The 24,947-nt window shown below is 56.6% G+C and carries 18 protein-coding genes and 1 tRNA gene; 7 read left to right on the top strand and 12 right to left on the bottom strand.

Annotation, left to right across the window (positions count from 1 at the left end; translation table 11 throughout):
• Nucleotides 1-4: 4 nt before the first annotated feature.
• The 6 genes from motB to otsB form a co-directional block, all read right to left on the bottom strand.
• A complete protein-coding gene (gene motB / locus AC1V0D_RS07280) occupies nucleotides 5-949 on the bottom strand; it encodes a flagellar motor protein MotB (protein WP_009089667.1) in 945 nt (314 codons plus the stop codon).
• Nucleotides 946-1,833, bottom strand: coding sequence for a flagellar motor stator protein MotA (gene motA / locus AC1V0D_RS07285; RefSeq protein WP_009089665.1), 888 nt, complete (start codon nucleotides 1,831-1,833; stop codon nucleotides 946-948). The genes motB and motA overlap by 4 nt, the downstream gene beginning before the upstream one ends.
• Nucleotides 1,834-1,965: 132 nt before the next feature.
• Nucleotides 1,966-2,544 (bottom strand): flagellar transcriptional regulator FlhC, encoded by a 579-nt coding sequence (gene flhC, locus AC1V0D_RS07290; protein ID WP_009089663.1) that lies wholly within the window; start codon nucleotides 2,542-2,544, stop codon nucleotides 1,966-1,968.
• Nucleotides 2,541-2,894: a flagellar transcriptional regulator FlhD gene (flhD, locus tag AC1V0D_RS07295; RefSeq protein WP_009089661.1), complete on the bottom strand. Its 354-nt coding sequence runs from the start codon at nucleotides 2,892-2,894 to the stop codon at nucleotides 2,541-2,543. The genes flhC and flhD overlap by 4 nt, the downstream gene beginning before the upstream one ends.
• Nucleotides 2,895-3,907: 1,013 nt before the next feature.
• Nucleotides 3,908-5,344, bottom strand: coding sequence for an alpha,alpha-trehalose-phosphate synthase (otsA, locus tag AC1V0D_RS07300; protein ID WP_009089660.1), 1,437 nt, complete (start codon nucleotides 5,342-5,344; stop codon nucleotides 3,908-3,910).
• Nucleotides 5,341-6,129 (bottom strand): trehalose-phosphatase, encoded by a 789-nt coding sequence (otsB, locus tag AC1V0D_RS07305; RefSeq protein WP_009089658.1) that lies wholly within the window; start codon nucleotides 6,127-6,129, stop codon nucleotides 5,341-5,343. The genes otsA and otsB overlap by 4 nt, the downstream gene beginning before the upstream one ends.
• Nucleotides 6,130-6,582: 453 nt before the next feature.
• On the opposite strand from otsB, the gene eptA reads away from it, so the two are divergent.
• From eptA to AC1V0D_RS07335, 6 genes are all read left to right on the top strand, one after another.
• Nucleotides 6,583-8,214 carry a phosphoethanolamine transferase EptA gene (gene eptA / locus AC1V0D_RS07310; protein ID WP_482907172.1) on the top strand — a complete coding sequence of 544 codons (1,632 nt, stop codon included), beginning with the start codon at nucleotides 6,583-6,585 and terminating at the stop codon, nucleotides 8,212-8,214.
• Nucleotides 8,211-8,891 (top strand): two-component system response regulator PmrA, encoded by a 681-nt coding sequence (gene pmrA / locus AC1V0D_RS07315; RefSeq protein ID WP_482907173.1) that lies wholly within the window; start codon nucleotides 8,211-8,213, stop codon nucleotides 8,889-8,891. Before eptA ends, pmrA begins: the two co-directional genes overlap by 4 nt.
• Nucleotides 8,888-9,946: a two-component system sensor histidine kinase PmrB gene (gene pmrB, locus AC1V0D_RS07320; RefSeq protein ID WP_009089652.1), complete on the top strand. Its 1,059-nt coding sequence runs from the start codon at nucleotides 8,888-8,890 to the stop codon at nucleotides 9,944-9,946. Before pmrA ends, pmrB begins: the two co-directional genes overlap by 4 nt.
• A 293-nt stretch (nucleotides 9,947-10,239) precedes the next feature.
• The gene (locus AC1V0D_RS07325) at nucleotides 10,240-10,806 is read left to right on the top strand and encodes a flavin reductase family protein (RefSeq protein ID WP_482907174.1); all 567 of its coding nucleotides are present in this window, start codon (nucleotides 10,240-10,242) and stop codon (nucleotides 10,804-10,806) included.
• A 59-nt stretch (nucleotides 10,807-10,865) separates the two neighbouring features.
• On the top strand, nucleotides 10,866-11,399 hold the full coding sequence (gene msrA / locus AC1V0D_RS07330; RefSeq protein WP_111207736.1) for a peptide-methionine (S)-S-oxide reductase MsrA: 534 nt from the start codon (nucleotides 10,866-10,868) through the stop codon (nucleotides 11,397-11,399).
• A 254-nt stretch (nucleotides 11,400-11,653) separates the two neighbouring features.
• Nucleotides 11,654-11,741 (top strand) — tRNA-Ser (locus AC1V0D_RS07335).
• 339 nt (nucleotides 11,742-12,080) lie between these two features.
• Here AC1V0D_RS07335 and phoH read toward each other — a convergent pair.
• The 5 genes from phoH to putP form a co-directional block, all read right to left on the bottom strand.
• Nucleotides 12,081-12,869, bottom strand: a complete 789-nt coding sequence (gene phoH / locus AC1V0D_RS07340; RefSeq protein ID WP_009089645.1) for a phosphate starvation-inducible protein PhoH — start codon at nucleotides 12,867-12,869, stop codon at nucleotides 12,081-12,083.
• Between the two features lie 570 nt (nucleotides 12,870-13,439).
• Complete coding sequence (efeB, locus tag AC1V0D_RS07345) at nucleotides 13,440-14,720, bottom strand: iron uptake transporter deferrochelatase/peroxidase subunit (protein ID WP_140923184.1); 1,281 nt, start codon at nucleotides 14,718-14,720, stop codon at nucleotides 13,440-13,442.
• A gap of 2 nt (nucleotides 14,721-14,722) precedes the next feature.
• Nucleotides 14,723-15,838, bottom strand: a complete 1,116-nt coding sequence (efeO, locus tag AC1V0D_RS07350) for an iron uptake system protein EfeO (RefSeq protein ID WP_482907175.1) — start codon at nucleotides 15,836-15,838, stop codon at nucleotides 14,723-14,725.
• A 52-nt stretch (nucleotides 15,839-15,890) separates the two neighbouring features.
• On the bottom strand, nucleotides 15,891-16,715 hold the full coding sequence (gene efeU, locus AC1V0D_RS07355; RefSeq protein WP_482907176.1) for an iron uptake transporter permease EfeU: 825 nt from the start codon (nucleotides 16,713-16,715) through the stop codon (nucleotides 15,891-15,893).
• 190 nt (nucleotides 16,716-16,905) lie between these two features.
• Nucleotides 16,906-18,390, bottom strand: a complete 1,485-nt coding sequence (gene putP / locus AC1V0D_RS07360; RefSeq protein ID WP_482907177.1) for a sodium/proline symporter PutP — start codon at nucleotides 18,388-18,390, stop codon at nucleotides 16,906-16,908.
• 451 nt (nucleotides 18,391-18,841) lie between these two features.
• Here putP and putA point away from each other — a divergent pair, with 451 nt between their 5' ends.
• Nucleotides 18,842-22,789, top strand: coding sequence for a trifunctional transcriptional regulator/proline dehydrogenase/L-glutamate gamma-semialdehyde dehydrogenase (gene putA, locus AC1V0D_RS07365; protein WP_482907178.1), 3,948 nt, complete (start codon nucleotides 18,842-18,844; stop codon nucleotides 22,787-22,789).
• 909 nt (nucleotides 22,790-23,698) lie between these two features.
• Here putA and AC1V0D_RS07370 read toward each other — a convergent pair.
• Nucleotides 23,699-24,781 (bottom strand): acyltransferase family protein, encoded by a 1,083-nt coding sequence (locus AC1V0D_RS07370; protein ID WP_009089633.1) that lies wholly within the window; start codon nucleotides 24,779-24,781, stop codon nucleotides 23,699-23,701.
• Nucleotides 24,782-24,947: the final 166 nt, after the last annotated feature.

Here is a 24,947-nt window from a genome sequence, read left to right on the forward strand (position 1 = left end):
GGAATCACCTCGGCTGTGAGGGGGCTGCTGTATTCACCGCGCTGCCCTGGGGTGCTGGCGGTGCGGTAATTTTTTCAATGGCCGCCGGATCGCTGATCTGGACGGCATCACTTTCTGCGTTCTCTTTTTCTATTGCCGCTTCGGTGTCATGGTTCAACACCAGCAGGCTGATGCGGCGGTTCACTGCATCATTCCCGCCGCGATTTTTCAGGCGCATGGTGTCGGCCATACCCAACACCCGCAAAACTTTGCCGCTGTCCAGGCCACCCATCACCAGTTCACGGCGGGAGGCGTTAGCGCGGTCGGTCGAGAGTTCCCAGTTGCTGTAGCCTTTGTCGCCGCCGGCATACTGGAAGTCATCGGTATGTCCGGCCAGGCTGATGCGGTTCGGGATGTCATTGAGGATCGGCGCTATCGCACGCAGAATGTCGCGCATATAAGGCTCCACCTCGGCACTGCCGGTCTTAAACATCGGGCGATTCTGGCTGTCGATAATCTGAATACGCAGCCCCTCTTCCACCATGTTAATAATCAGATGCGGACGCAGCGTTTTCAGACGCGGATCGGCCTCAATCATCTGATCGAGCTTCTCCCGCAGCCGGTTGAGACGGATCTCATCCAGCTGACGTTTCTGCGCATCCATATCGACCTTTTTGTTCACTTCGCCGATCTTTTTCGTCGGATCATCCCCGCCGCCGGGGATCGGGCTTTCGCTGTCGCTGCTGCGCTGCCCGCCGGTGATCGCCACTTTCAGTGGCGTTTTAAAGTAGTCTGCTATCTGCACCAGCTGCTGCGGGTTTGCGATCGACAGCAGCCACATCACCATAAAAAAGGCCATCATCGCCGTCATAAAGTCGGCGTAGGCAATCTTCCACGAACCGTGGCTGCCTTCATGGCCTTTATGTTTGCGCTTTTTGATCAGCACAATTGGGCGATTGCCGTGTTTCATGAAGCCTCGTCCGAAGTCTGTTTAGCCGGGTTCTTAGCGTTACGCACATGCTCTTCCAGTTCGCTGAACGACGGGCGCTCGGCGGAATAGAGCGTCTTACGACCAAACTCCACCGCAATCTGCGGGGCATAACCGTTCAGGCTCGACAGCAGCGTCACCTTGATGCACTGCATCATCTTGGTGGTTTCCGCACACTTCTGACGCAGAACGGACGACAGCGGAGAGATAAATCCGTAGGCCAGCAAAATGCCCAGGAAGGTTCCCACCATCGCATGGGCCACCAGTGCACCCAGTTCCGCCGCCGGACGGTCGGCCGACGCCAGTGCGTGCACCACGCCCATGACCGCTGCCACGATACCGAATGCCGGCAGTCCGTCACCCACCGCCGCTATACTCTGCGCTGGTACGTCACACTCATGTTCGTAAGTCTCAATCTCTTCATCCATTAACGCCTCAATTTCAAAGGCGTTCATGTTGCCGCTGACCATCAGACGCAGATAGTCAGTAATGAAATCGACTAACTGTTTATCGGCAAGAATGCGGGGATAATTAGCAAAAATTTCACTCTGGCTGGGATCTTCGATATCGCGTTCCAGCGATAACATCCCCTGCTGACGCGATTTGGCCATCAGCCGATAAAGCAGCGCCATCAGATCCATGTAAACCGCTTTGTTGTACTTTGAGCCGCGAAATAACAGCGGCAGCGCTTTCATGGTCTTTTTAATCGACTTGCCGTTGTTGCCGACTAAAAAAGCACCGGCACCCGCGCCGCCGATCATTAATAATTCGGCTGGCTGATAAAGCGCGCCCAGATGGCCACCGACCAGTGCATATCCGCCCAACACGGAGCCTAAAACAACCAGGTAACCTATAATTATCAGCACAAAAAATCCTTACGTCCGTAACGTGTTGGTGGAAGTTAAGCCAGAGAGCCGCAGGCGTTATTCTCAAACCGGAAGCAAAAAAAAAGCAGCGGTATTAACCGCTGCTGGATGGCTTCCACAGTGCGAACAAACTTAAACGGCGTGTTTAACCTGTTCATCCAGCAGTTGTGGAAACATATCGGCAGATTCTGCAGAAAGTTTACGTCTTTTTACGGCACGTGATGGTGGCTGGCACAGGCTGCAGGTAAAGCTGCCAACCGGCTGATGTGCATGGTTAATAAAGCTGCCATTGCAGCATTTGCAGTCAGCCAGTTCCAGCATGCCACTTTCAACAAATCGGACCAGGGTCCAGGCGCGGGTCAGCGCCAACAGCGGGCCCTCGTCCGATTGCGGACACTGCTCAAGGTATAACCGGTAGGCTTTGATGACGGCATCGACGCCACTGCACAGGCCGGTTTTCAGCAAAAATTTCCAGGCGTTACAGAACATGGAAGCGTGGATGTTCTGCTCCCAGGTCATGAACCAGTCCGTGGAGAACGGCAGCATGCCTTTTGGCGGCGGGCTGCCACGCAGTTCTTTATAGAGCTTAATCAGGCGACCCCGGCTCAGCTGGGTTTCGCTCTCTAACATCTGTAAGCGTGCGCCTAACGAGATCAACTCCATTGCGAGCTGAATGTCACGCGCTTCCTGAACAATACTTTTCTCACTCATGACATTGCTCTCTTTTTAGCAGGCAGATCTTCTTTAGACGCATTACGCAGTAAACGGCTGGATAATAAAATGCCGGTATGAATCTGCTGTAAATCATCCACGCGGGATTCCTGCGTCAGGCGATTAATCGTGCTGCTGTCGGTAAAACGAAACTGGCAAACCAGCTGATTGGTTTCCGCCATTTTTACCATTTCAGGCAATGTTAATTCTGATAATGCATTCGCCATTTTTTCGTCAATGCCGAGGCGAAACATTGCAGAAGCTTTATCCTGGTTAATTAAACGCTGCGCAAGCAGTAAATAAGACAAGTTGAGATCGTAAATATGTTTCAGTACTTCAGAGGTGCCCATTATTTTCCATCCTGAGAGATGCGACGTAACTGTATCGCAGAATATGATCTGCGGTTCGAGCTGCTGTTTGATAAATCAAAAGATGGCAAAAAAATTTCACATAAATTTGATGTCACTGTTTTTCGCCTTCTGTTTTTTGTGAGTTTCAGACCCACCGAAGGTCGAAAATCCATGCCATTTTATTTTCGAGTTCCGGACATCTTCCGTGACGCCTTCTTACTTTTTTTAGGACTATTCCGAAAACAACGCAAATCTATATCGTCTGATTTCGGGTTACAACGACAGCCAGGAGAAATTTTAGATAAAGTGTGACGCAGATCACACTTTTAAGGCAAATTTCTTCAGCAACCCTTTACCATTGCTTATCGAGTGGTCATTTTTTGAGCAAAAAAGAGCGATTTTAAGTCCAATTTGTCCTGAGAAAGGTTTAATAGGGGGTAAAAGCAGCGTTATTCGACGGTTTGCGCAGTCCGGAATGAATAATGGGTGTTAATCGTTTTAACACCCTATTTAGAACCATTTAAAGATGAGTAATCAGCATTTTATGCTGAAATACAGGCCGGGTATTTACTGTGAAATTAGTTACTTAAGGGGAGCAACGCTGCGGGTATGTAAATAAATCGTCAGGGTATAACGGCTGTGAGAAGGCCTTCTGACAACCTGGCGTTAACAGTGACAAGGGGTCGCTAAGGAACCGGCACCTGATGTAACAAGGGTTTACATAAGAAAGCCGAATGAGTTGAGGGGTACGCATACGATGGCACTATGAGTATCGGCACGTCGGGCTAAAACTTGAGTTAAAAAGGTAAAGAAAGCGGATAAGCCCCACAGACCGGGATTTCTGCGTGGGTTGCATTTATCGGGCCAGCCTCACGCCCTGATCGGCCTGCCAGAGGCAATGCGCCGAAAACGGCGTATCAGACAAGGTGTGGTGCCTGCAGAAAGGTTTGAAAAGCGGTGGGACGAAAAACGGCGGCGATATCGCAGGGATATCGCCGCCGTTGTTAACAAGGTCAGGCGAGTTTCGGGAAGGTCGCGACCTTATTATCGGTGCCGTGGTCAGCGCTGCGCGGGGAAATGGCTTCCAGGTCTTTCAGGAAGTTTTCACGCCAGGCGGTGATATCGTTCTTACGCAATACCGCCATCATGTCGTTGTAGCGCGAGATCCTTTCCGTCCGCGGCATGGTAATCGCTTTATCCAGTGCCGCCGCCACTTCATCGCGGTCATAAGGGTTCACGATCAACGCTGAGGTCAGCTCGTTGGCGGCCCCGGCAAAGCGGGAGAGTACCAGAACGCCGGGATCGTCCGGGTCCTGAGCGGCGACATACTCTTTAGCGACCAGGTTCATCCCGTCACGCAGCGGCGTGACCAGGCCGACGTCAGTCAGGCGGAAGATTTTCATCAGCAGGCGACGGTCAAAATGCTGGTTAAGGTAGTAAAGCGGGGTCCAGCCCAGCGTACCGTACTTACCGTTGATACGCCCGGCTTCGGTCTCCAGCTGATGACGGATATCCTGATACGCCTGCACATCTCCGCGCGAAGTCGGTGCAATCTGCGAGTAGCGGATTTTGCCGCGGTGCTGCGGGAAATTTTCCAGCAGCGCTTCGTAAGCCAGAAAACGCTCCGGCAGACCTTTGGAATAGTCGAGACGCTCACAGGCGATAATGTTGCGCGCATCGCCCAGCTCTTTTTTCATCGCCGCCATTTTAGGCGGCAGAGGTCCTTCGGCCATCTCTTTAATACTGTCCGGCTCAATCCCGATAGGGTAAACCTCAGTCATAAAGGTATTGCCAAAGGCACGATGCTTTTTATCGCCCTTATTCTGCAACTGCGTTAGCTGGCTGACGCTGTCGAGGAAGGCCACGCGGTCAGATTCGGTCTGGAAGCCGAGCAGATCATACTCGCACAGCATCTCCAGCAGCTCTTTATGCGGCGGCAGTGCATTGAATATTTCCGGGGTCGGGAACGGAATATGCAGGAAGAAACCAATGCGGTTATTAATGCCCGCGCGGCGCAGCGCGGCGGCAAACGGTAAAAAGTGATAATCGTGGATCCAGACAATATCATCAGGCTTAATCAGCGGTTTCAGACGCTGCGCAACCATATCGTTTACGTCACAATACCCTTCCCAGGCTTCACGCTGGAACTGCACCAAATCGAGACGATAATGGAAAGCGGGCCAGATGACGGTATTGGAGAACTGGCAATAGTAGAGATCATATTCGTTCTGGTTAAGCGGGAAGGAGGCATACTCAATACCCTCATGTTCCTGAACGCTGACCTGCTCCTCTTCTTCACCAGAAAACTCGCTGATTTCACCGTTCCAGCCAAACCACAATCCACCCGTGCTTTTCAGGGCATCGAGGATGCCGACGGCCAAACCGCCTGCACTGGTTTTAGACCCATCTGGCATGGCGACACGGTTAGATACAACCACTAAACGACTCATAACCTAAACTCCTTACCGACGTTGTCTTGCTCTAATAGTAATAATGTTTTTTCCAGCCAGCCGTAAACCGCATCGACATCAGTAAGCCGATAATGGGCCTGGCTGGAACCTTCACCGACCTTAATCGAGATGCCCTGCTGCGCGTTAACCGCCACAAAGCCCTTCTCGTCGGTCAAATCGTCACCGATAAAAACGGGGGTACGTCCGGCAAACGGGGCCTGCTGCATAAGGTCGCTGATCGCAGCGCCCTTATCGATGCCTGCCGGTTTAATTTCAACGACACATTTCCCCGGCTGCAGAGCCAGTCCGGGAAAACGCTTCACGGACTGTTCGGCCAGTCGCATCACATCCTGCTCATGCTGCATCGCCTGGCGATAGTGGAGCGCAAAGGCCATGCCTTTTACCTCCAGCTGCGTACCTGGCCAGCCTGCCATGGCATCCTGCAGTTCCTGTCGGAGCGCCTGCTCGACCTCGGCAGGCAGGCTGATGCGATGCAGCTCACCCTGCGCATTGCGGCGCTCTGCACCATGGACGCCCGCAGCGGGTCCGTGCCAGGGCGCGGCCAGCGCATCAAGCTGTGCAATGGGTCTGCCGGAAACCAGCGCGAGGGCGCCCTGACAATGGTCAGAAAGCTGTTGCAGTTGCGCGATGACCTGCTGAGGAATGAATACCGCTTCGGGACGGGACTGTATCGCTGCCAGCGTGCCGTCGACATCAAAAAAGAAGGCGTACTGTCCGCTGCGTAATGCCGGATACGTGGGATGTGTCTCTTCCACCTGGGTCACGTCACTTCTCCTGAAAATCAGATTTAATAAAACATTGAGTTGAAACAAGAATGTCCTGACGCAGTCAGGTCAGCAAGCGGGAAATTCTGATAAAGCGGTGATTGAGGGGCAAAGCTGGGTGAATAGATAGGTCACTCTCCTCAAACGTGCAAACGCGTTGCTGACAATACTGACTCACTGAGAACATCTTCAGATTAAGTGTAGTCATTAATAGGGGTAATGCCAGAAAGATGCACTTTTCATGCCAGCCGCTGCGGTTAATTAAGCAGAAAAGTAGCCCAGACAGGGGGCGTGCTGTTTCCCCCGCTGCCCCGCAGGGCCGTGCTGACCGGAGCTGCGGCCGTTTCGCTTCGGGAATCCGGCGGCCTGAAACGAAGCTTAAGCTTCTTAAGGTATTCCTAATATTGAAAGCGCACTCTCAGCACACTTTCTTTTTCTCGGGTGCCTGCACACATGGCGTTTACACTGAAGAGGCCGCTGATTAGCCGACTGACTCTGCTCCTCCTGGCGGCGATCTATATCGCGGTTTTCCTTAATCTGGTCTATTACCGTCAGGTGCTGGCGGTGATGCCGCTGACGAGCCTGCATACCACGCTGGTGTTTTTATCCATGCCGCTGGTCGCCTTCAGCGTCATCAATATCGTGCTTACGCTGGCCTCATTTTTCTGGCTGGATCGCCTGCTGGCGGCGCTCTTTATTCTGCTCTCCGCGTCGGCGCAGTATTTTATCCATACCTACAACATCGTGATCGATCGCTCGATGATCACCAACATGATGGATACCACTGCCTCCGAGTCTTTTGCCCTGCTGACACCGCAGCTGCTCCTCACCCTGCTCACCTCAGGCGTGCTGATGGCGCTGATGATGTTCTGGCCGCGGATAAAACGGCAGCAGTGGCACGGGGTGCTGGCACGCCTGCTCAGCATTGTGCTGTCAGCGGCGCTGATCGCGCTGATCGCCCTGCTCTTCTATAAGGATTACGCCTCGCTGTTCCGCAACAACCGCGAGCTGGTCAAAGCGCTGAGCCCCTCTAACAGCATCGCCGCCACGCTCTCCTGGTATAAGCATCATGAGTTGCAGAATGTGCCGCTGGTGCGGATCGGTGAAGATGCCCATCTGAACGCCAGCCACAGCCGGGGCAAACCGAACCTGACGATTGTGGTGCTGGGTGAAACCTCACGCGCGCAGAATTTCTCGCTGGGCGGATATGACCGGCTGACCAATCCCCTGCTGGCGAAAGATGATGTGATTTACTTCCCGCACACCACCTCATGCGGTACGGCGACGGCGGTGTCCGTGCCCTGCATGTTTTCCAACATGCCGCGCGCCCACTATGATGATGTGCTGGCGGCCCATGAAGAGGGAGTGCTGGATGTCATTCAGCGCGCCGGGGTCAGCGTGTTGTGGAATGAGAATGACGGTGGCTGTAAGGGGGCCTGCGATCGGGTGCCGCATCAGGATATGACCAGCCTGAACCTGCCCGGCATGTGTATTGAGGGCGAATGTTATGATGACGTGCTGTTCCACGGCCTGGATGAGTACATCAGCCAGCTAAAAGGCAACGCGATTATTGTTCTGCACACCATAGGCAGTCATGGCCCGACCTACAGCCATCGCTACCCGCCACAGTTCCGTCAGTTTGAGCCGACCTGTGACACGAATCAGATTCAGGACTGTTCACAGCAGCAGTTGATCAACACCTACGACAATACGCTGCTCAATGTGGATCACATCGTGGATAAGGCGATTGGCGTGCTGCGTGCGCATCAGGATCGCTTTACCACCAGCCTGGTCTATCTCTCTGACCACGGCGAGTCGCTGGGGGAAAACGGGGCTTACCTGCATGGCCTGCCCTATGCGATAGCGCCCGATACGCAAAAGCATGTGCCGCTGCTGATCTGGCTCTCCCCGGATTATCAGCAGCGTTATGCGGTTAACCGCACCTGCCTGAATAAACTGGCGGCGACAGACGATTTCTCACAGGATAATCTGTTCTCAACGCTGCTGGGATTAACCGGCACCGCAACCCACGAATATGTGCCTGCGGATGATATTTTGACGTCGTGTCGGAGCCAACACGAATGAAGATACTGATAGTGGAAGATGACGCCCTGCTGCTGCAGGGTCTGATACTGGCGCTGGAAGGTGAAGGTTATGTCTGCGATGGCGTCACCAGCGTACGGGATGCGGAAGCGCATTATGCCAGCGGCCTCTACAGTCTGGTGGTGCTGGATCTCGGCCTGCCGGACGAGGATGGACTGCACTTCCTGATCCGTCTGCGGCGGCAGAAGAAGATGATCCCGGTCCTGATCCTCACCGCCCGCGACACCATCAGCGAACGCATTGCCGGACTGGACGCGGGTGCCGATGATTATCTGATCAAACCGTTCTCGCTGGATGAGCTGCTGGCGCGCATCCGTGCGCTGATCCGCCGCCACGTCAATCAGGGCGACAGTCAGGTCAGAGTGGGCGCGCTGGCGCTGGATATGACCCACCGTCAGATCACGCTCAGCGATGAGCTGCTGGATCTTACCCCCAAAGAGTTTGCGATCCTGTCTCGGCTAATGCTCAAGGCCGGCAATCCGGTTCACCGCGAAATTCTCTACCAGGACATCTATAACTGGGAGACCGAGCCGTCGACCAATACGCTGGAAGTTCATATTCATAATCTGCGCGACAAAATCGGCAAAAGCGCCATCCGCACCGTACGCGGATTTGGTTATGCGCTGGTCACGCAGGAGACCCCGCGCGAGGCAACATGACAGGACGATTCGATCACCGCAGTATGCGCTTTCGCCTGATCCTGACCATCGGCCTGATCCTGCTGGTCTTTCAGGTGATCAGCGTGGTCTGGCTCTGGCATGAGAGTAAAGAGCAGATTCAGTTTCTGGTGGAAGCGCAACTGCAGAAGCGCAACATGGACAGCCACGTCAAGCGCGAGGTCCATGAAGCGGTCGCCAGCCTGGCGGTGCCGAGCCTGGTGATGATTACGCTGACGCTGCTGCTCTGCTATCAGGCGGTGAAATGGATCACCCGGCCGCTCTATCAGCTACAGCGTGAGCTGGAAAGTCGGGGTGAAGATAATCTCCATCCCATCACCTGCCACAGTCAGGTTCATGAAATCGAGGCGGTCACCCTGGCGATCAATCAACTGGTAGCGCGCCTTAACACCAGCCTGGAGCGTGAACGTCTGTTCACCGCCGATGTGGCGCATGAGCTGCGCACGCCGCTGGCCGGCTTACGGCTGCATCTGGAGTTAATCGAGCGCAACAGCGATGTGAAAGTGCAGCCGCTGGTGCAGCGACTGGATCAGATGACGCACAGCGTCTCGCAGCTTTTAAGTCTGGCACGCGCCGGCCAGTCCTTTACCTCCGGCACCTACCAGAACGTGGGACTGATTGCAGATGTGATCCTGCCGATGGAGGCGGAGCTGAGTATCATGCTGGAGGCGCATCAGCAGACGCTGCTGCTCGATCTGCCGGAGGAGCAATTTGTGCGCGGGGATGCGACGCTGCTGAAGATGCTGCTGCGCAACCTGGTCGAGAATGCCCATCGCTACAGCCCGGACAACAGTACGATCACCGTCCAGCTGCTCGCGTCTCCGCAACCGATGCTGGTGGTGGAAGATCAGGGGCCGGGCATTGATGAGAGTAAAAGTGGTGAGCTGAGTAAAGCGTTTATCCGCATGGACAGTCGCTACGGCGGCATCGGACTTGGGCTGAGCATTGTCAGCCGCATTGTCCAGTTACACCGGTTTCAGTTTTTTCTGGAGAACCGCCGGGACAGAAGCGGTTGCCGGGCCGTGGTCAGATGTTAGGCGCTGAACCAGGCACTGAGGAACAGAATAAGGGTCGCTGCGGTAATCAGCAGGGCAGCATATTCACTCAGCGGACGCGGAGCCGCAACGGGCAGGGAAGCAGACACAGTTTTCATAGTAACCTCCTCAACAGGAGCCGCCAGTATCGCGACTGCAGATTAAGGAAACATTAAGATCGCGGCGCGGGCGAAAAAATATCCGCGCTGCCCGCCCTCGCCCCTCTGCCTTACCCCCTGCTGCATGCGCTGCGTGCTCTACACTTAATGGCGACATTCCGTTAAAGGAGTTAAGCCATGAGCCAACGCATGCACAAATATGCCTTTCCGGTCAGTAAAGCCCGTAAATATCTCGAACCGGGTCCGGTGCTGCTGCTCAGTTCGCAGTACAACAATGAGCAGGACATCATGACGCTCGGCTGGCATACGGTGCTGGAGTTCTCGCCCTCTCTGGTGGGCTGCATGATTGCCGGTATGAATCACAGCCACGCGCTGATTCGCAACAGTGGCCAGTGCGTCCTCAATATCCCGGCCGCTTCACTGATTGATGAGGTGGTGGCGGTCGGCAACAGCCACGGCGACCAGCTGGATAAGTTCGCCGCGTTCGGCCTGACGCCGGAGCCGGGTCAGGTGGTCAACGCCCCCATGATTGCCAAATGTTTTGCCAGCTTTGAGTGCCAGCTCTATGACGACTCGATGGTGGCTAACTACAACCTGTTTATTTTTGAGATCGTTAAGGCACATGTGGCCGAACAGCCCGAATACCCGGCGACCCTGCACTACACCGGCGAAGGCCGCTTCAGCGTGATGAGCGATAAAATGCTGGATAAGAGCGGAGATTTTAAACCGGAGATGCTGATCTAGTTGAAAGCCCTCCGCTGCGCCCCCATTCACCTCTTTCGACCTGACAGGAGTAAAATATTATGGCAATCGAATACGCAGTTATCGCGGGTGGCTGTTTCTGGTGTACCGAAGCAGTCTTTAAGGATGTGATCGGCGTAGAGTCGGTTGAAAGCGGCTATACCGGCGGCGCGCGCCCGAATCCTACCTATGAGCAGGTCTGTAGCGGCGCGACCGGCCACGCGGAAGCGATCCGCATTGGGTTTGACCCCGAGCAGGTGAGTTTTGGCGACCTGCTGGATATCAGCTTCGTGACGCACGATCCGACCCAGCTTAACCGCCAGGGTAACGATATCGGCACTCAGTATCGCTCTGCCATTTTCCCGGCCAATGCTGAGCAGGAAGCAGAAGCGCGTGCCGCCATTGAACGAGCTCAGGCCGACCATGATGTGCCGGTGGTGACGACCATCGAGCCGCTGAAGGAGTGGTATCCTGCTGAAGCCTATCATCAGGATTACTGGGAAGGCGCGGGTCAGCGCAACGGCTACTGCATGGCGGTCATCCCGCCGAAGCTGCAGAAGCTGCGCAAAAGCTTCGCTAACCGGGTGAAGAGCTGATTTCAGCCATCCGCGGGACGGCATCCGGTTTGAGACGTTGCTCAGGATGTCGTCCTGCCCGCTGCCCTGCTCTGTCTCACTGCGCGGACAGGACGGGAAATCAGCCGGAGAAATGGCCAGTTTCAGGCCGGAATAAATCAATTCGTTCAGAGCTTAAGCGAATAGATCAAAAGAGAAAAATAGTGCTTGACCGTTTTCAGCCGACTCCCTATAGTACCGCCCCGTTGACCCAGCGCGGTCAGCGAAACAAATGTGGTGAGGTGTCCGAGTGGCTGAAGGAGCACGCCTGGAAAGTGTGTATACGGCAACGTATCGGGGGTTCGAATCCCCCTCTCACCGCCACATTCCGAAGAAGAGCCTGAACGAAAGTTCAGGCTTTTTTTTTGCATATTGCACGGAGAGGGGGTGAGAAGCCCCGCCGGGGTTCGACAGCGGGCGCAGCCCGATGGACAGCGGAGCCTGCGACGCTGCCCGCAGGGTGAGCGAAGCGAATCAATCCCCCTCTCACCGCCACATTCTGAAGAAGAGCCTGAACGAAAGTTCAGGCTTTTTTTTTGCATATTGCACGGAGAGGGGGTGAGAAGCCCCGCCGGGGTGCGACAGCGGGCGCAGCCTGCCCTCCATAATAAGAAAACCCGGCCGGAGCCGGGTTTGGGCGCTACACTTCTACTCAATCGAACACTAGCTGTACGCGTGCAGGGTGCGCTGACACAGCGCTGAACGCACACAATCCTCTTTGCCAAAGCGCACAATGCCAACCATCTCGTCCTCTTCAAACCGCGCCAGCGCGTCTGCGAGACCAGAAGGCACCCCAGCGGGCAAGTCGCACTGGGTAATATCGCCGTTAACAATGACCGTGACGTTTTCGCCCAGTCGGGTCAGGAACATTTTCATCTGCGCGGCGGTCACGTTCTGCGCCTCGTCCAGAATCACCACAGCATTTTCAAAAGTGCGGCCTCGCATATAGGCGAAAGGCGCAATCTCAACTTTGGCAATTTCCGGACGCAGACAATATTGCATAAAGGATGCGCCAAGACGTTTAACCAGAATGTCATAAACCGGACGGAAATAAGGGGCGAATTTCTCAGAAATATCGCCGGGCAGGAAGCCCAAATCCTCATCTGCCTGCAGTACCGGGCGCGTAACGATAATCCTGTCGATATCCTTATGAATCAGGGCCTCAGCCGCTTTCGCGGCGCTGATCCAGGTTTTACCGCATCCGGCTTCACCGGTTGCGAAGATCAGCTGCTTCGTCTCTATGGCATTAAGATAGTGCGCCTGAGCCTCATTCCGGGCTTCAATCGGCAGCCGGTCGCGCGCATCGCGTGCCATGCCAATCGAATCCAGTCCGCCCATATGCACCAGCGAAGTGACCGACTCTTCTTCGCGCTGACGATGACTCCGTGAGTCATTGCGAAGCACTCTTCTCGCTTCACGACGCGCTTTGATCACTGCTTTCTGTCTTCCCATAGTGGCACCTTTCAGTTGGTTTCATTTCCCGTGTCAGGCCGGTGGCCCGTTACGATTACGTGAACGCTTTAGAGGTTTCAGTGGCTTCCTTTTAAGCCATGACAGGACAGGATAGTGGGTATGCAGCAGCGCAGAAGCGTGGCTGAACACCGGATAAAAAAGGAAACGGTAAGACAAAAGAGTTGGTTGAAGGAAGGAAGAAATAACGAGGCAGAATGGCCCTCGCGGTCAGGCGCAATCTATTTACTGACAATGACTTTCCATAAAAGACTCGACCCATGCGCGAACTCCAGTGTGATACATCGACACGTCCGATTACGCCTGTTTAATAAAGTGCATCATTTTGCTGAACCTTTGCAACAGTAATTTTAACTGCTGGCAAAGGAATTGCTATTCGCGGGTAAGCCTTTATTTTACCACTGCGTGTAAAAATCAGCTATTTCAGTCAGTTAGATTATTTTAATTCGGCGAAGCCCCGGCTGATTCTCAGTTAAAACTCAGTCAGTCAGGTTACGGGAAAGAAAAGTCGGACGGCCAGAAATCGGGCCGCCCGCAGTGGTTAAAATTTAATCAGGCTTCCAGCAGGGATTGCGCTAAATAATGGCTGGCGTCCGGGACACCCGGCAACGCAAAGAAATAACCGCCGCCAAAGGGCCGGATATATTCTTCCAGCGCCTCGCCGTTCAGTCGCCCCTGCACCGTCAGAAATCCGCGCTCCAGATCGTGCTGATAGCAGACAAACAGCAGGCCCATCTCCAGCTGCCCTGACGCCGAGATCCCGGCGGAGTAACTGTAGCCGCGGCGCAGCATCAGACTGCTGGCCGTCTCTGGCGTGCGGGGGTTAGCAAGGCGAATATGCGCATCCAGCGCAATCACCTGCCCGTCCGGATCGCGGGCATAGTCAGGAACATCATGCTCATGCTGCATCCCCAGCGGAGCTCCACTCAGCTTATCGCGACCAAAGATGGTCTGCTGCTCGCCCAGCGGGGTGCGATCCCACATCTCCACGTGAAAGCGAATCAGCCGCACCGCCTGATAGCTGCCATGACGTGCCCAGACCGGTTCATCCTGATCCGCCGTCACCCACAGCAGCTGATTCATCAGGGCAGCGTCGTGCGTATCCGGATTCGCGGTGCCATCCTTAAAGCCCAGCAGGTTAATCGGCGTCTCCTGCCCCTGACTGCGTGCCGCGTGGTCAGAGATAAAGCCTTCCCGTCGCCAGCGAACCCCAAGCAGGTCGGGGGTGTGCTTGATGATATCGCGCAGGGCATGGATCACCGTATCCTGGGTGTTGGCGCAGATCTGCAGCAGCAGATCGCCATGACACTGAGCGGCATCCAGCGAATCGTTAGGGAAGCGCGTCATCGGCTGCAGTTTTTTCGGCTTATGCGGGGCCAGACCAAAACGCTCATCGAACAGGCTGCTGCCGACCGACACGGTGATGGTGAGATTATCCGGCGCGATCGTCGGGCCGAGAATGCCCGAATCCATTGGCGGCAGCTGCGGGTTGGTGACGACAGGTGCCGGCCCGCCCGCGGTAAGAAAGGCGATGCGCTGGGTCAGCAGCCGGAAGAGCCGCTCCAGATCGGCTTTATCACTGCTGAGCAGGTCAAAGGCCACCAGCATCATCGATGCCTGTTGTGGCGTGATAATCCCCGCCTGATGCTGACCATAAAACGGCTGCTTTTGCTGCCGCGCCTGAGGCGTCACCGTACCCGGTGAAAACGTGTCGGCGGCGGCGGCATGAAACGGGCAACCTCCGGAGAAGGCAGCGGCGCCGCCCAGCAGGCCCAGCCCTTTTAATAAACGACGACGCGCAGGCTGCTGCGCGTCCTCTGGCTTACGACTCATGATTAATCCAGACCCAGCGTGCCACGAAGTAAGGAAAGATCTTCCGCCAGGGCGGTGACAGGCCCTTTCAGCGCATTGCGGTCAGCTGTGCTCAGTTTCTCGTACGATTCGAAACCGGTTTTCGTGCGGTATTTGCTCAGGATCGCATCCACTTTTTTGAAGTTGGCATCGACCTTCGCCAGCAGCTGCGGATTGGCTTTGCTGACCAGCGGGCGCAGCAGATCAACGATTTTCTGAGCTCCATCAATATTTGCCTGGAAGTCCCACAGGTCGGTACGGCTGTAGCGATCTTCTTCGCCGGAGATCTTGCTGGAGGCAACCTCTTCAATCAAACCGGCCGCGCCGCCCACCACTTTGGCCGGCGGGAAGGCCAGTTCACTGATGCGCACCTGCAAATCTTTCACATCTTTGTTGAGCTGGTCGGCATAGCCCGTCATCCCTTTAGTGCTGTTCTCCGCAAACAGCGCTTTCTCCAGACGGTGGAAACCGGTGAACTTAGGATCCTCCGCTTTCTTTTCATAGTCATCTTCACGGGCATCAATGCTGCCATCGAGATCGGAGAAGAGTTCAGCAATCGGCTCAATGCGCTCGTAATACTGGCGGGTCGGGGCAAACAGCGCTTTGGCTTTTTCGACATCCCCGGCTTTGACCGCATCGGTGAAGGCCTGCGTCTGGCTCACCAGCTGATTAACCTGCTCCGTCACCCAGGCTTTGTATTGCGTGATCGGGCCTTCCAGCTGCATCCGCGCGGAGGTTGCGCCGGGCGTCGCGCTCTCCCCCGCCTGCACAATCAGTTGGCCCTTTGGATTGCTCAGCAGACCGCAGGTCATCTCATATTCCCCGGCCTCCAGATTAGCGGTCAGCTTCTGGCTGAAGCCCGGCGCAATGTTTTCACGCTCTTCCACCACCAGCACACCTTTCAGAATCTCCCACTCCAGCGCTTTCTGGCTGTTATTTTTAATCAGAAACTGAGTTTTACCGGCCTTCACCGTTAAGCTCATCGGCTCACACTGCCTGTCGTTGACGCTTACGGTAACCTGAGGAACGGCTGCCGCCGCAGAAGCAGAAATCGCCAGCAGAGGAAGCAGCAGTGCCTTGCGGCGGAAACGCATTGTCATCTCTTTTTCCCTATCACGTTGCGGGCGTAAGATGCGCCCGTTAAAGGTCGTATTACACAGTGGCCGACGCAGCAGGACGCGCAGGCATAAAAAACAGAATCAGGGCCGGGATCAGGTAGACGAAATAAAGGGTCACTTCACTGACGCTGGGGGCCTCCTGATAACCCAGCACGCCTTCCAGCAGGGTGCCAAACAGCGAATGGGTCGATAAGGTATTGCTGAGATCGAAGGCCACATCCTGATAGTGATTCCACAGACCCGCCTCGTGGAAGGCGCGAATCGCCCCTGCGGCCAGACCGGCCGCCACAAACAGGATGAAGACGCTGGTCCAGCGGAAGAAGTGCGCCATGTTCAGGCGGATACCGCCCCAGTAGAGCAGCATGCCCAGCACCACCGCCGTCGCCAGCCCCAGCACCGCGCCAATCGGCGGCGCATAACCGACATCCTGCGTAAAAGCGGCCAGCAGGAAGAAGACTGACTCCAGGCCTTCCCGCGCCACGGCAAGAAAGACCATCAGAACCAGTGCCAGACCGCCCCGGCCCGAACGTTGCAGCGCCTGGTCGACCGCCTGCTCCAGCTCAACTTTGATATTGCGCGCCACTCTGCGCATCCAGAACACCATGGAGGTGAGGATCACGACGGCGATCAGCGCCACAATGCCTTCGAACAGCTCCTGCTCTTTTTGCGGGAACTCGCCGGTGGTGGCATCGATAAACAGACCCAGCCCCAGGCAGAGTGCCGCGGCGACAAAGACGCCTGCCCACATGGCCGGAAACCACTGGGTGCGCTGGGTGCGTTTGAGGTAGCTGGCGATCAGGCTGACAATCAGCGCGGCTTCAAGTCCTTCGCGCAGCATGATGAGAAAGGGAACGAACATTGCCAGCCTCTTGAATGTTAAGCAGCGTCAATTAACGGTAAATTCAGGTAAAGTGTAAACGATACCGATTATCATTATCGCTGCGAAAAAAACAAGTTGCCGATGGAGATAATTGCAATTTTGAGGCTTTTATCTTTGTAACAAAAAGGCCCGCCCCCTGCGGGACGGGCCTTCACTCCTGACGTTCTGCTTATTTGGTCTGGAACTCCGCCTCAGCGGCGGCAAAGCGCTGCTGCGCTTCGGCTGAAGGTTCACGTCCCATCAGGCTGAAGAGCACAATCGCGATGCTGGCGAAGATGAAGCCCGGGATGATTTCATACAGACCCAGCCAGCCATACTGCTTCCACACCAGCACGGTCAGCGCACCGACAATCATACCGGCCAGCGCGCCGTTGCGGTTCATGCGCTTCCAGCAGACGCCGAACAGCACGACCGGTCCAAAGGCCGCCCCGAAGCCCGCCCAGGCGTAGCTGACAAGACCCAGTACGCGGTTTTCCGGGTTAGACGCCAGTGCAATCGCGATCAGCGCCACCAGCAGCACCATCAGACGCCCTACCCACACCAGCTCCTGCTGGCTGGCGTTTTTACGCAGGAAGCCTTTGTAGAGATCTTCAGTCAGGGCACTGGAGCAGACCAGCAGCTGACAGCTCAGGGTTGACATCACCGCCGCCAGAATCGCTGACAGCAGAATACCGGCAATCCATGGGTTAAACAGGATGCGTGCCAGTTCGATAAAGACGCGCTCTGCGTTGTCGTTGACGCCGGTCGCCAGCGTCGGGTTGTTCTTGAAGTAGGCGATACCAAAGAAGCCAACAGCGACCGCCCCCGCCAGACAGAACACCATCCATGCCATGCCGATGCGACGTGCGGTGCGGATTGAGCGATGCGAATCCGCCGCCATAAAGCGCGCCAGAATATGCGGCTGGCCGAAGTAGCCCAGGCCCCAGCCGAGCAGCGAGATCACCGCAACGAAGTTCAGCCCTTTCAGCATGTCGAGATTTTCCAGGCTTTTCGCCTCAATCACCGCCAGCGAATCAGACCAGCCGCCCACCGCGATAATCACAAACACCGGCGTCAGGATCAGGGCGAAAATCATCAGGCTGGCCTGAACGGTATCCGTCCAGCTCACCGCCAGAAATCCCCCCACCAGCGTATAAAGGATGGTGGCTGCCGCCCCCGCCCACAGTGCGGTCTCATAGCTCATGCCAAAGGTGCTTTCAAACAGACGCGCACCGGCAACCACGCCAGAGGCGCAGTAGATGGTGAAGAACACCAGGATCACAATGGCCGAAATCACGCGCAGAATTTTGCTGTGATCTTCAAAGCGGCTGGTAAAGAAGTCTGGCAGCGTCAGCGCATTGTTGTGGTGTTCGGTCTGAACACGCAGGCGGCCGGCGACGATTTTCCAGTTCAGCCAGGCACCGATGGTCAGACCGATCGCAATCCAGCTCTCAGAGATCCCTGAGATGAAGATCGCCCCCGGCAATCCCATCAGCAGCCAGCCACTCATATCTGAGGCACCCGCAGAGAGTGCGGTGACCACACTACCCAGACTGCGGCCACCCAGGATGTAGTCATCAAAGTTTTTGGTCGAACGGTAGGCCACAAAACCGATTAACACCATCCCAAGTATATAAACCACAAAGGTCACCAGCATTGGTGTACTTACACTCATCTGTCTCTCCACTTATTATTTGATATCCCAGAGAAATCGCCAGCTACCCGCCTGCCGGAACGGGGCAGAACGGGCCGATTGTTTTCGTCAGGGCGTCAGTCATTTCCCAGCGGCGCGGTATCCTGCCGGAAAGGCGTGGCGCGCACAATGGATTTAACACAGGCGTTACAGTGATTTCACTAACCGGTTGTGAAAAAGTCTCCAGAGGTTGCACTCGCTCACAGTTATCCGGTTGCACCACTGTGTAACCTGCCGGAAACCCGCATTTTATCGGGTCTGCCAACCTGGCGAGGATCTTGCAGCAATATCCGTGCCGAATTGTCAGATTTAACAATTGGCGATGTCACAGGGGTGTTAACTGGCTCACATTTAACACGGTTGCACAAAGTTGCAACTTAAGTGATAGTGCAGCCCACGCCGTATCGAACCACTATTAAGGAGCCTGGAAGTCATGGGTACAACCACCATGGGTGTAAAACTGGATGACGCGACACGTGAGCGCATCAAACTGGCTGCGCAGCGCATCGACCGCACGCCACACTGGCTGATCAAACAGGCGATTTTTAACTACCTGGGCCAGCTGGAAACCGGGGATGCCGTGCCGGAGATCCCTCTCACTGCACAGGCCGCCGCCGAGTCTGACGACATCCAGCCAGAGGAGCTGCATCAGCCGTTCCTTGACTTCGCAGAGCAGATTTTACCGCAGTCCGTGACCCGTTCCGCCGTGACCGCCGCCTGGCGTCGTCCGGAGACGGATGCAGTGCCGATGCTGCTGGAGCAGGCACGCCTGCCGGCGCCGCTGGCAGAGAAAACCCATCAGCTCGCTTATCAGCTTGCCGACAAGCTGCGGCACCAAAAAGGTGCAACCGGACGCGCCGGTATGGTGCAAAGCCTGCTGCAGGAGTTCTCATTATCGTCTCACGAAGGCGTGGCGCTGATGTGCCTTGCCGAAGCGCTGCTGCGTATTCCCGACAAGCCAACCCGCGATGCGCTGATCCGCGACAAAATCAGTAACGGGAACTGGCAGTCACACCTGGGACGCAGCCCGTCCCTGTTTGTCAACGCGGCCACCTGGGGTCTGCTGTTTACCGGCCGCCTGGTCTCAACCCACAACGAAGCGAACCTGTCACGCTCTCTGAACCGCATTATTGGTAAGAGCGGTGAGCCGCTGATCCGCAAAGGTGTGGATATGGCGATGCGACTGATGGGCGAGCAGTTCGTGACCGGTGAAACCATTGCCGAAGCCCTGGCAAACGCCCGCAAGCTGGAAGAGAAAGGCTTCCGCTACTCCTATGACATGCTGGGCGAAGCGGCACTGACCGCAGGCGATGCCAAAGCCTACCTGCTCTCCTATCAGCAGGCGATCCACGCGATTGGTAAAGCCTCCAATGGCCGGGGCATCTATGAAGGCCCGGGCATCTCCATCAAACTGTCAGCCCTTCATCCCCGTTACAGCCGCGCGCAGTATGAGCGGGTGATGGAAGAGCTCTACCCGCTGCTGAAATCACTGACGCTGCTGGCGCGCTCCTATGACATCGGCATCAACATCGACGCCGAAGAAGCTGACCGGCTGGAACTGTCGCTGGATATGCTGGAGAAACTCTGTTTCGAGCCGGAGCTGGAAGGCTGGAACGGGATCGGCTTCGTCATCCAGGCGTATATGAAACGCTGCCCGTTTGTCATCGATGAGCTGATCGACCTGGCTCAGCGCAGTCGCCGCCGCCTGATGATCCGTCTGGTAAAAGGCGCATACTGGGATAGCGAAATCAAACGCGCGCAGATGGAAGGTCTGGAAGGCTATCCGGTTTACACTCGCAAGGTCTACACCGATATCTCCTATCTGGCCTGCGCCCGCAAGCTGCTCTCCGTGCCGAACCTGATCTATCCGCAGTTTGCCACGCACAATGCCCATACCCTGGCCGCCATCTATCAGCTGGCGGGCAACAACTACTATCCGGGACAGTATGAGTTCCAGTGTCTGCACGGCATGGGTGAACCGCTCTATGAGCAGGTGGTCGGCAAAGTGGCGGACGGGAAGCTGAATCGCCCCTGCCGCATCTATGCGCCGGTGGGGACGCATGAAACCCTGCTGGCTTATCTGGTGCGTCGTCTGCTGGAGAACGGAGCCAACACCTCCTTTGTTAACCGCATCGCGGATACCTCGCTGCCGATTGACGAGCTGGTTGCCGATCCGGTGCTCGCCGTTGAGAAACTCGGGGCCAGTGAAGGCGCGATCGGCCTGCCGCATCCGAAGATCCCGCTGCCGCGTGACCTCTATGGCGAGAACCGCGTCAACTCTGCGGGTCTGGATATGGCCAATGAACACCGCCTCGCCTCGCTCTCCAGCGCCCTGCTGAGCAGCGCCGCCCACCCTTACCTGGCCGAACCGATGATCGATGGCGAAGCGGGCACCGGTGAGCTGCACGACGTGCTGAACCCGGCCGTGCCTGGCGATCGCGTGGGTCAGGTGCGTGAAGCGACAGAGCAGGAAGTGTCTGTGGCGCTGGATGCCGCCGTGAACAGCGGGCCAATCTGGTTTGCCACCCCGCCGCAGGAGCGTGCCGCGATTCTGGAGCGCGCGGCGCAGATCATGGAAGGCCAGATGCAGAAGCTGATGGGCATTCTGGTGCGTGAAGCGGGCAAGACCTACAACAACGCCATCGCGGAAGTGCGCGAAGCGGTCGATTTCCTCTATTACTACGCTGGCATGGTGCGCGACGATTTCGACAATGAAACCCATCGCCCGCTGGGCCCGGTGGTCTGCATCAGTCCGTGGAACTTCCCGCTGGCGATCTTCACCGGTCAGATTGCGGCAGCACTGGCAGCAGGCAACAGCGTGCTGGCCAAACCTGCCGAACAGACGCCACTGATTGCCGCGCAGGCGGTGCAGATCCTGCTGGATGCGGGCGTACCACCAGGCGTGCTGCAGCTTCTGCCAGGTCAGGGTGAAACCGTTGGCGCACAGCTGACCGGCGACAACCGGGTGCGCGGTGTGATGTTTACCGGCTCCACTGCCGTGGCAACCCTGCTGCAGCGTAATCTCGCCGGTCGTCTTGACCAGCACGGCCGCCCAGTGCCGCTGGTTGCGGAAACCGGCGGGATGAATGCGATGATCGTTGACTCCTCCGCGCTGACCGAGCAGGTGGTGGTTGATATCGTTGCCTCGGCGTTCGACAGCGCCGGACAGCGCTGCTCCGCCCTGCGTCTGCTCTGCATCCAGGAAGATGTCGCCGACCATACGCTGAAAATGCTGCGCGGTGCGATGGCAGAGTGCCGCATGGGTAATCCGGAGCGCTTCTCCACCGATATCGGCCCGGTCATTGACGCCGAAGCCAAAGCCAATATCGACCGCCATATTCAGGCGATGCGTAACAAGGGCTTCACGGTCTATCAGGCGGTGCAGGATAATCCGCAGGACAGCAAAGAGTGGAACAGCGGCACCTTTGTCAAACCCACGCTGATTGAGCTGGATCAGGTCAGCGACCTGGATAAAGAGATTTTCGGACCGGTGCTGCACGTGGTGCGCTTCACCCGCAACACGCTGCCGCAGCTGGTTGAGCAGATTAACGCTTCCGGTTACGGCCTGACGCTGGGTGTCCATACCCGTATCGATGAGACCATTGCGCAGGTCACGGCGAGCGCCCGGGTCGGTAACCTCTACGTTAACCGCAACATGGTGGGCGCCGTTGTTGGCGTGCAGCCGTTTGGGGGTGAAGGCCTATCCGGTACCGGTCCGAAAGCGGGCGGTCCGCTCTATCTCTACCGCCTGCTGGCACATCGTCCGGATGGCGCGCTGCGTCTGACCTTCGATCGTCAGGATGCGGAGCGCCCGGCTGACAGCACACTGCGTCACGCTCTGCTGGCTCCGCATCAGGCACTCAGCAGCTGGGCCAAAGATAAACCGGCGCTGGCTGAACTCTGTGAGCGCTATGACCAGCTGGCTCAGGCCGGTGTGGTACGGCTGCTGCCCGGCCCGACGGGTGAGCGCAATACCTTCTCGCTGTTGCCACGCGATCAGGTGCTCTGCCTGGCTGACAACGAGCAGGATGCGTTGATTCAGCTGGCGGCCGTGACCAGCGTCGGCAGTAAAGCGCTGTGGCAGGATGATGAGCTGCATCGCACCCTGCGTGCCTCGCTGCCGGACGCGGTGAAAGCGCGCATTACGCTGGCGCGAGACCCGCTGACGGCGGAGTTTGACGCGGTAATCTATCACGGCGATGCCGATCAGCTGCGCGCCCTGTGCGAACAGATTGCCGCGCGTGACGGCGCGATTGTGTCGGTGCAGGGCTTCGCCCGCGGCGAGACGAATCTGCTGCTGGAGCGTCTGCTGATTGAGCGCTCACTGAGTGTGAATACCGCGGCCGCAGGCGGTAACGCCAGCCTGATGACTATCGGGTAAGGGGGTGGGTTGCCAGCGAGGTCGCTGCGCGGGCGGAGTCTGAGCAGGTTTCGTTCAGCTGGACGCTGGGCTGATGGGGTTTGCTGCGCGAGCGGGCTATGAGAAGGTTTCGTTCGCCGGGTAAACCGGGCAGTTTCAGCTTTGCCTCTGCAGGCGACCGACAAGGGGGCGCCAGTCGCCACGCCCCCTTGACCCCGCGCTCCGGCCTGCCTCACCGCCGCTTCGCGGTCCCTTCGCTTCTTCCGGATTTCTCACGGACCGGCAGGACGCGCCATCCCTGGCGCGACCCTGCCTCTTCGCGACATCCCTGTCGCTCGTCCTGAAATCCCTCATCCGCTCAGCGGTTCAGACGGCCTCCCTCCCCGCTGTTAACCTTTCTATTTATCTGGCTCTCTTATCGCGGAGAGAATTGCGTAGGCGTTTTTCGCTTTCAGGCCAGCAGATAGCTCTGCATCCCGGAAAACATAAGATTTCAAAGGCGGGGGGTGTGGGAGAGGCATCCGGCGCGCTGAGGAGCAACCGGAGGCCAGGATGAGCCGACAGGACGTCGGCGAGAGGACGGCACGAGCCAGGGATGGCGAGTCCGGACGGTCCGTCGGCCGCAGGGCGTGACGAAGGCACCCCGCAACGCGGGGCGCGGAGGCTGCCGGACGCCGGGATTGTTAAGGGGCGGGCGTCCGCCCCTTGACGCGTCCGCCTGCACGGGCGAACTGAAACTCCCTCACGCCTGGCGGGCGAAACCCTCTCAGAGCCAGCCCACCGCCAGGTAATAACTCCCACGCCCGACAGGCGAAACCCTCTCAGAGCCAGCCCACCGCCGGGTAATTACTCCCTCCCCCCGACAGGCGAAACCCTCTCAGAGCCAGCCCACCGCCAGGTAATCACTCCCCGCCGCCAGGCGCTCCCCTTTTACTGCGAAACCGCATTCCGCTGCCGCTTAAGCAGCGTCGGAAACAGAAACAGCGACTGCCCCACCCCACGGTTGGTCAGCGACCAGATCGCCACGGAACAGAGCGAGCAGAGCGCCACGATCACCACCGGATAGAAACAGGCCCAGAAAAATGAAAACCACGCCTGTTCAAACAGGTGATGCCGCTGCGCGAAGAGGATCGCGGACATACCAAAGAACTCGATAAAGATGCGGTGAATCACATAAATCTGCAGGGTATTGCGGCCCACCCAGTTGAGATAACGCATGCTGAAATGCTGATTCAGCCAGCGACAGGCCGCAATGCTGAACAACACCGCCAGCACACACAGGAACAGACTCTTATCCAGACCGAAGATCACATGGATACCCGCCACGGCGGCCAGTATCGCCCAGGGCATGACGTTCTCACGACGCCATTCACTCAGACGCAGCATGGTCTGGCTCCAGAACGCGCCCAACAGGAAGAACAGGAAATACTGGGCCAGGCTCTGTGGTCCCCAGAACGGGATCACTTTCTCGACCGCCAGATAATTAAGCAGGATAGCCACCGCCACCAGGGCCAGCTTATATTCACGGAAAATTTTAGCGCAGAGGAAATAGAGTCCTAAGCCATAGAGATACCAGGAGGTACTCATCGCCATAAAGGTCAGCTTGAGAAACTCAAACAGCGAACCGGCATACGCAGCATTCAGGTTCTGTGAAATACGCTGCCCGGTAATTTCCGTAGAGATACCAATAATGGACCACCACTGAATAAAGCCCCACAGAATATAGAGATAAAAAAGATTGGTAATACGACTGGTAAATACCTGTTTCCAGGGCCGGTTCAGGATACCGTTGGCGGCCAGCAATCCCGAAACAAAGAAAAAGGCTGGCATCCGTAAGGGTGACAGAACCGTATTAAACTGTATCCATATTTCGGCCGGGACCCATCCGGCGGAGAGATATTTTATTGTCCCTTCAAAACCGGGTAACACGGTGTGGTACAGGACCACCAGCAATATGCAGGCACCCTTCAGGGTGTCTACCCACAATATCTGGTCTGATTTCGTCTGGCTCATTAATTGACTCCTGCTGCGTAGGTCAGAATGCGGAAAAGGAAAGCGAGGAAATCTCTGTGGCTTTTATGATTATCCAGCGATTATTCGCCATTGATGCCGCATTGAATGTAGCGAAACTCCTAAAACCCATTATCTGGCCCTGACGTTACCGTTATTTACTTAGCAG

The organism is Pantoea sp. PA1 (assembly GCF_056856975.1).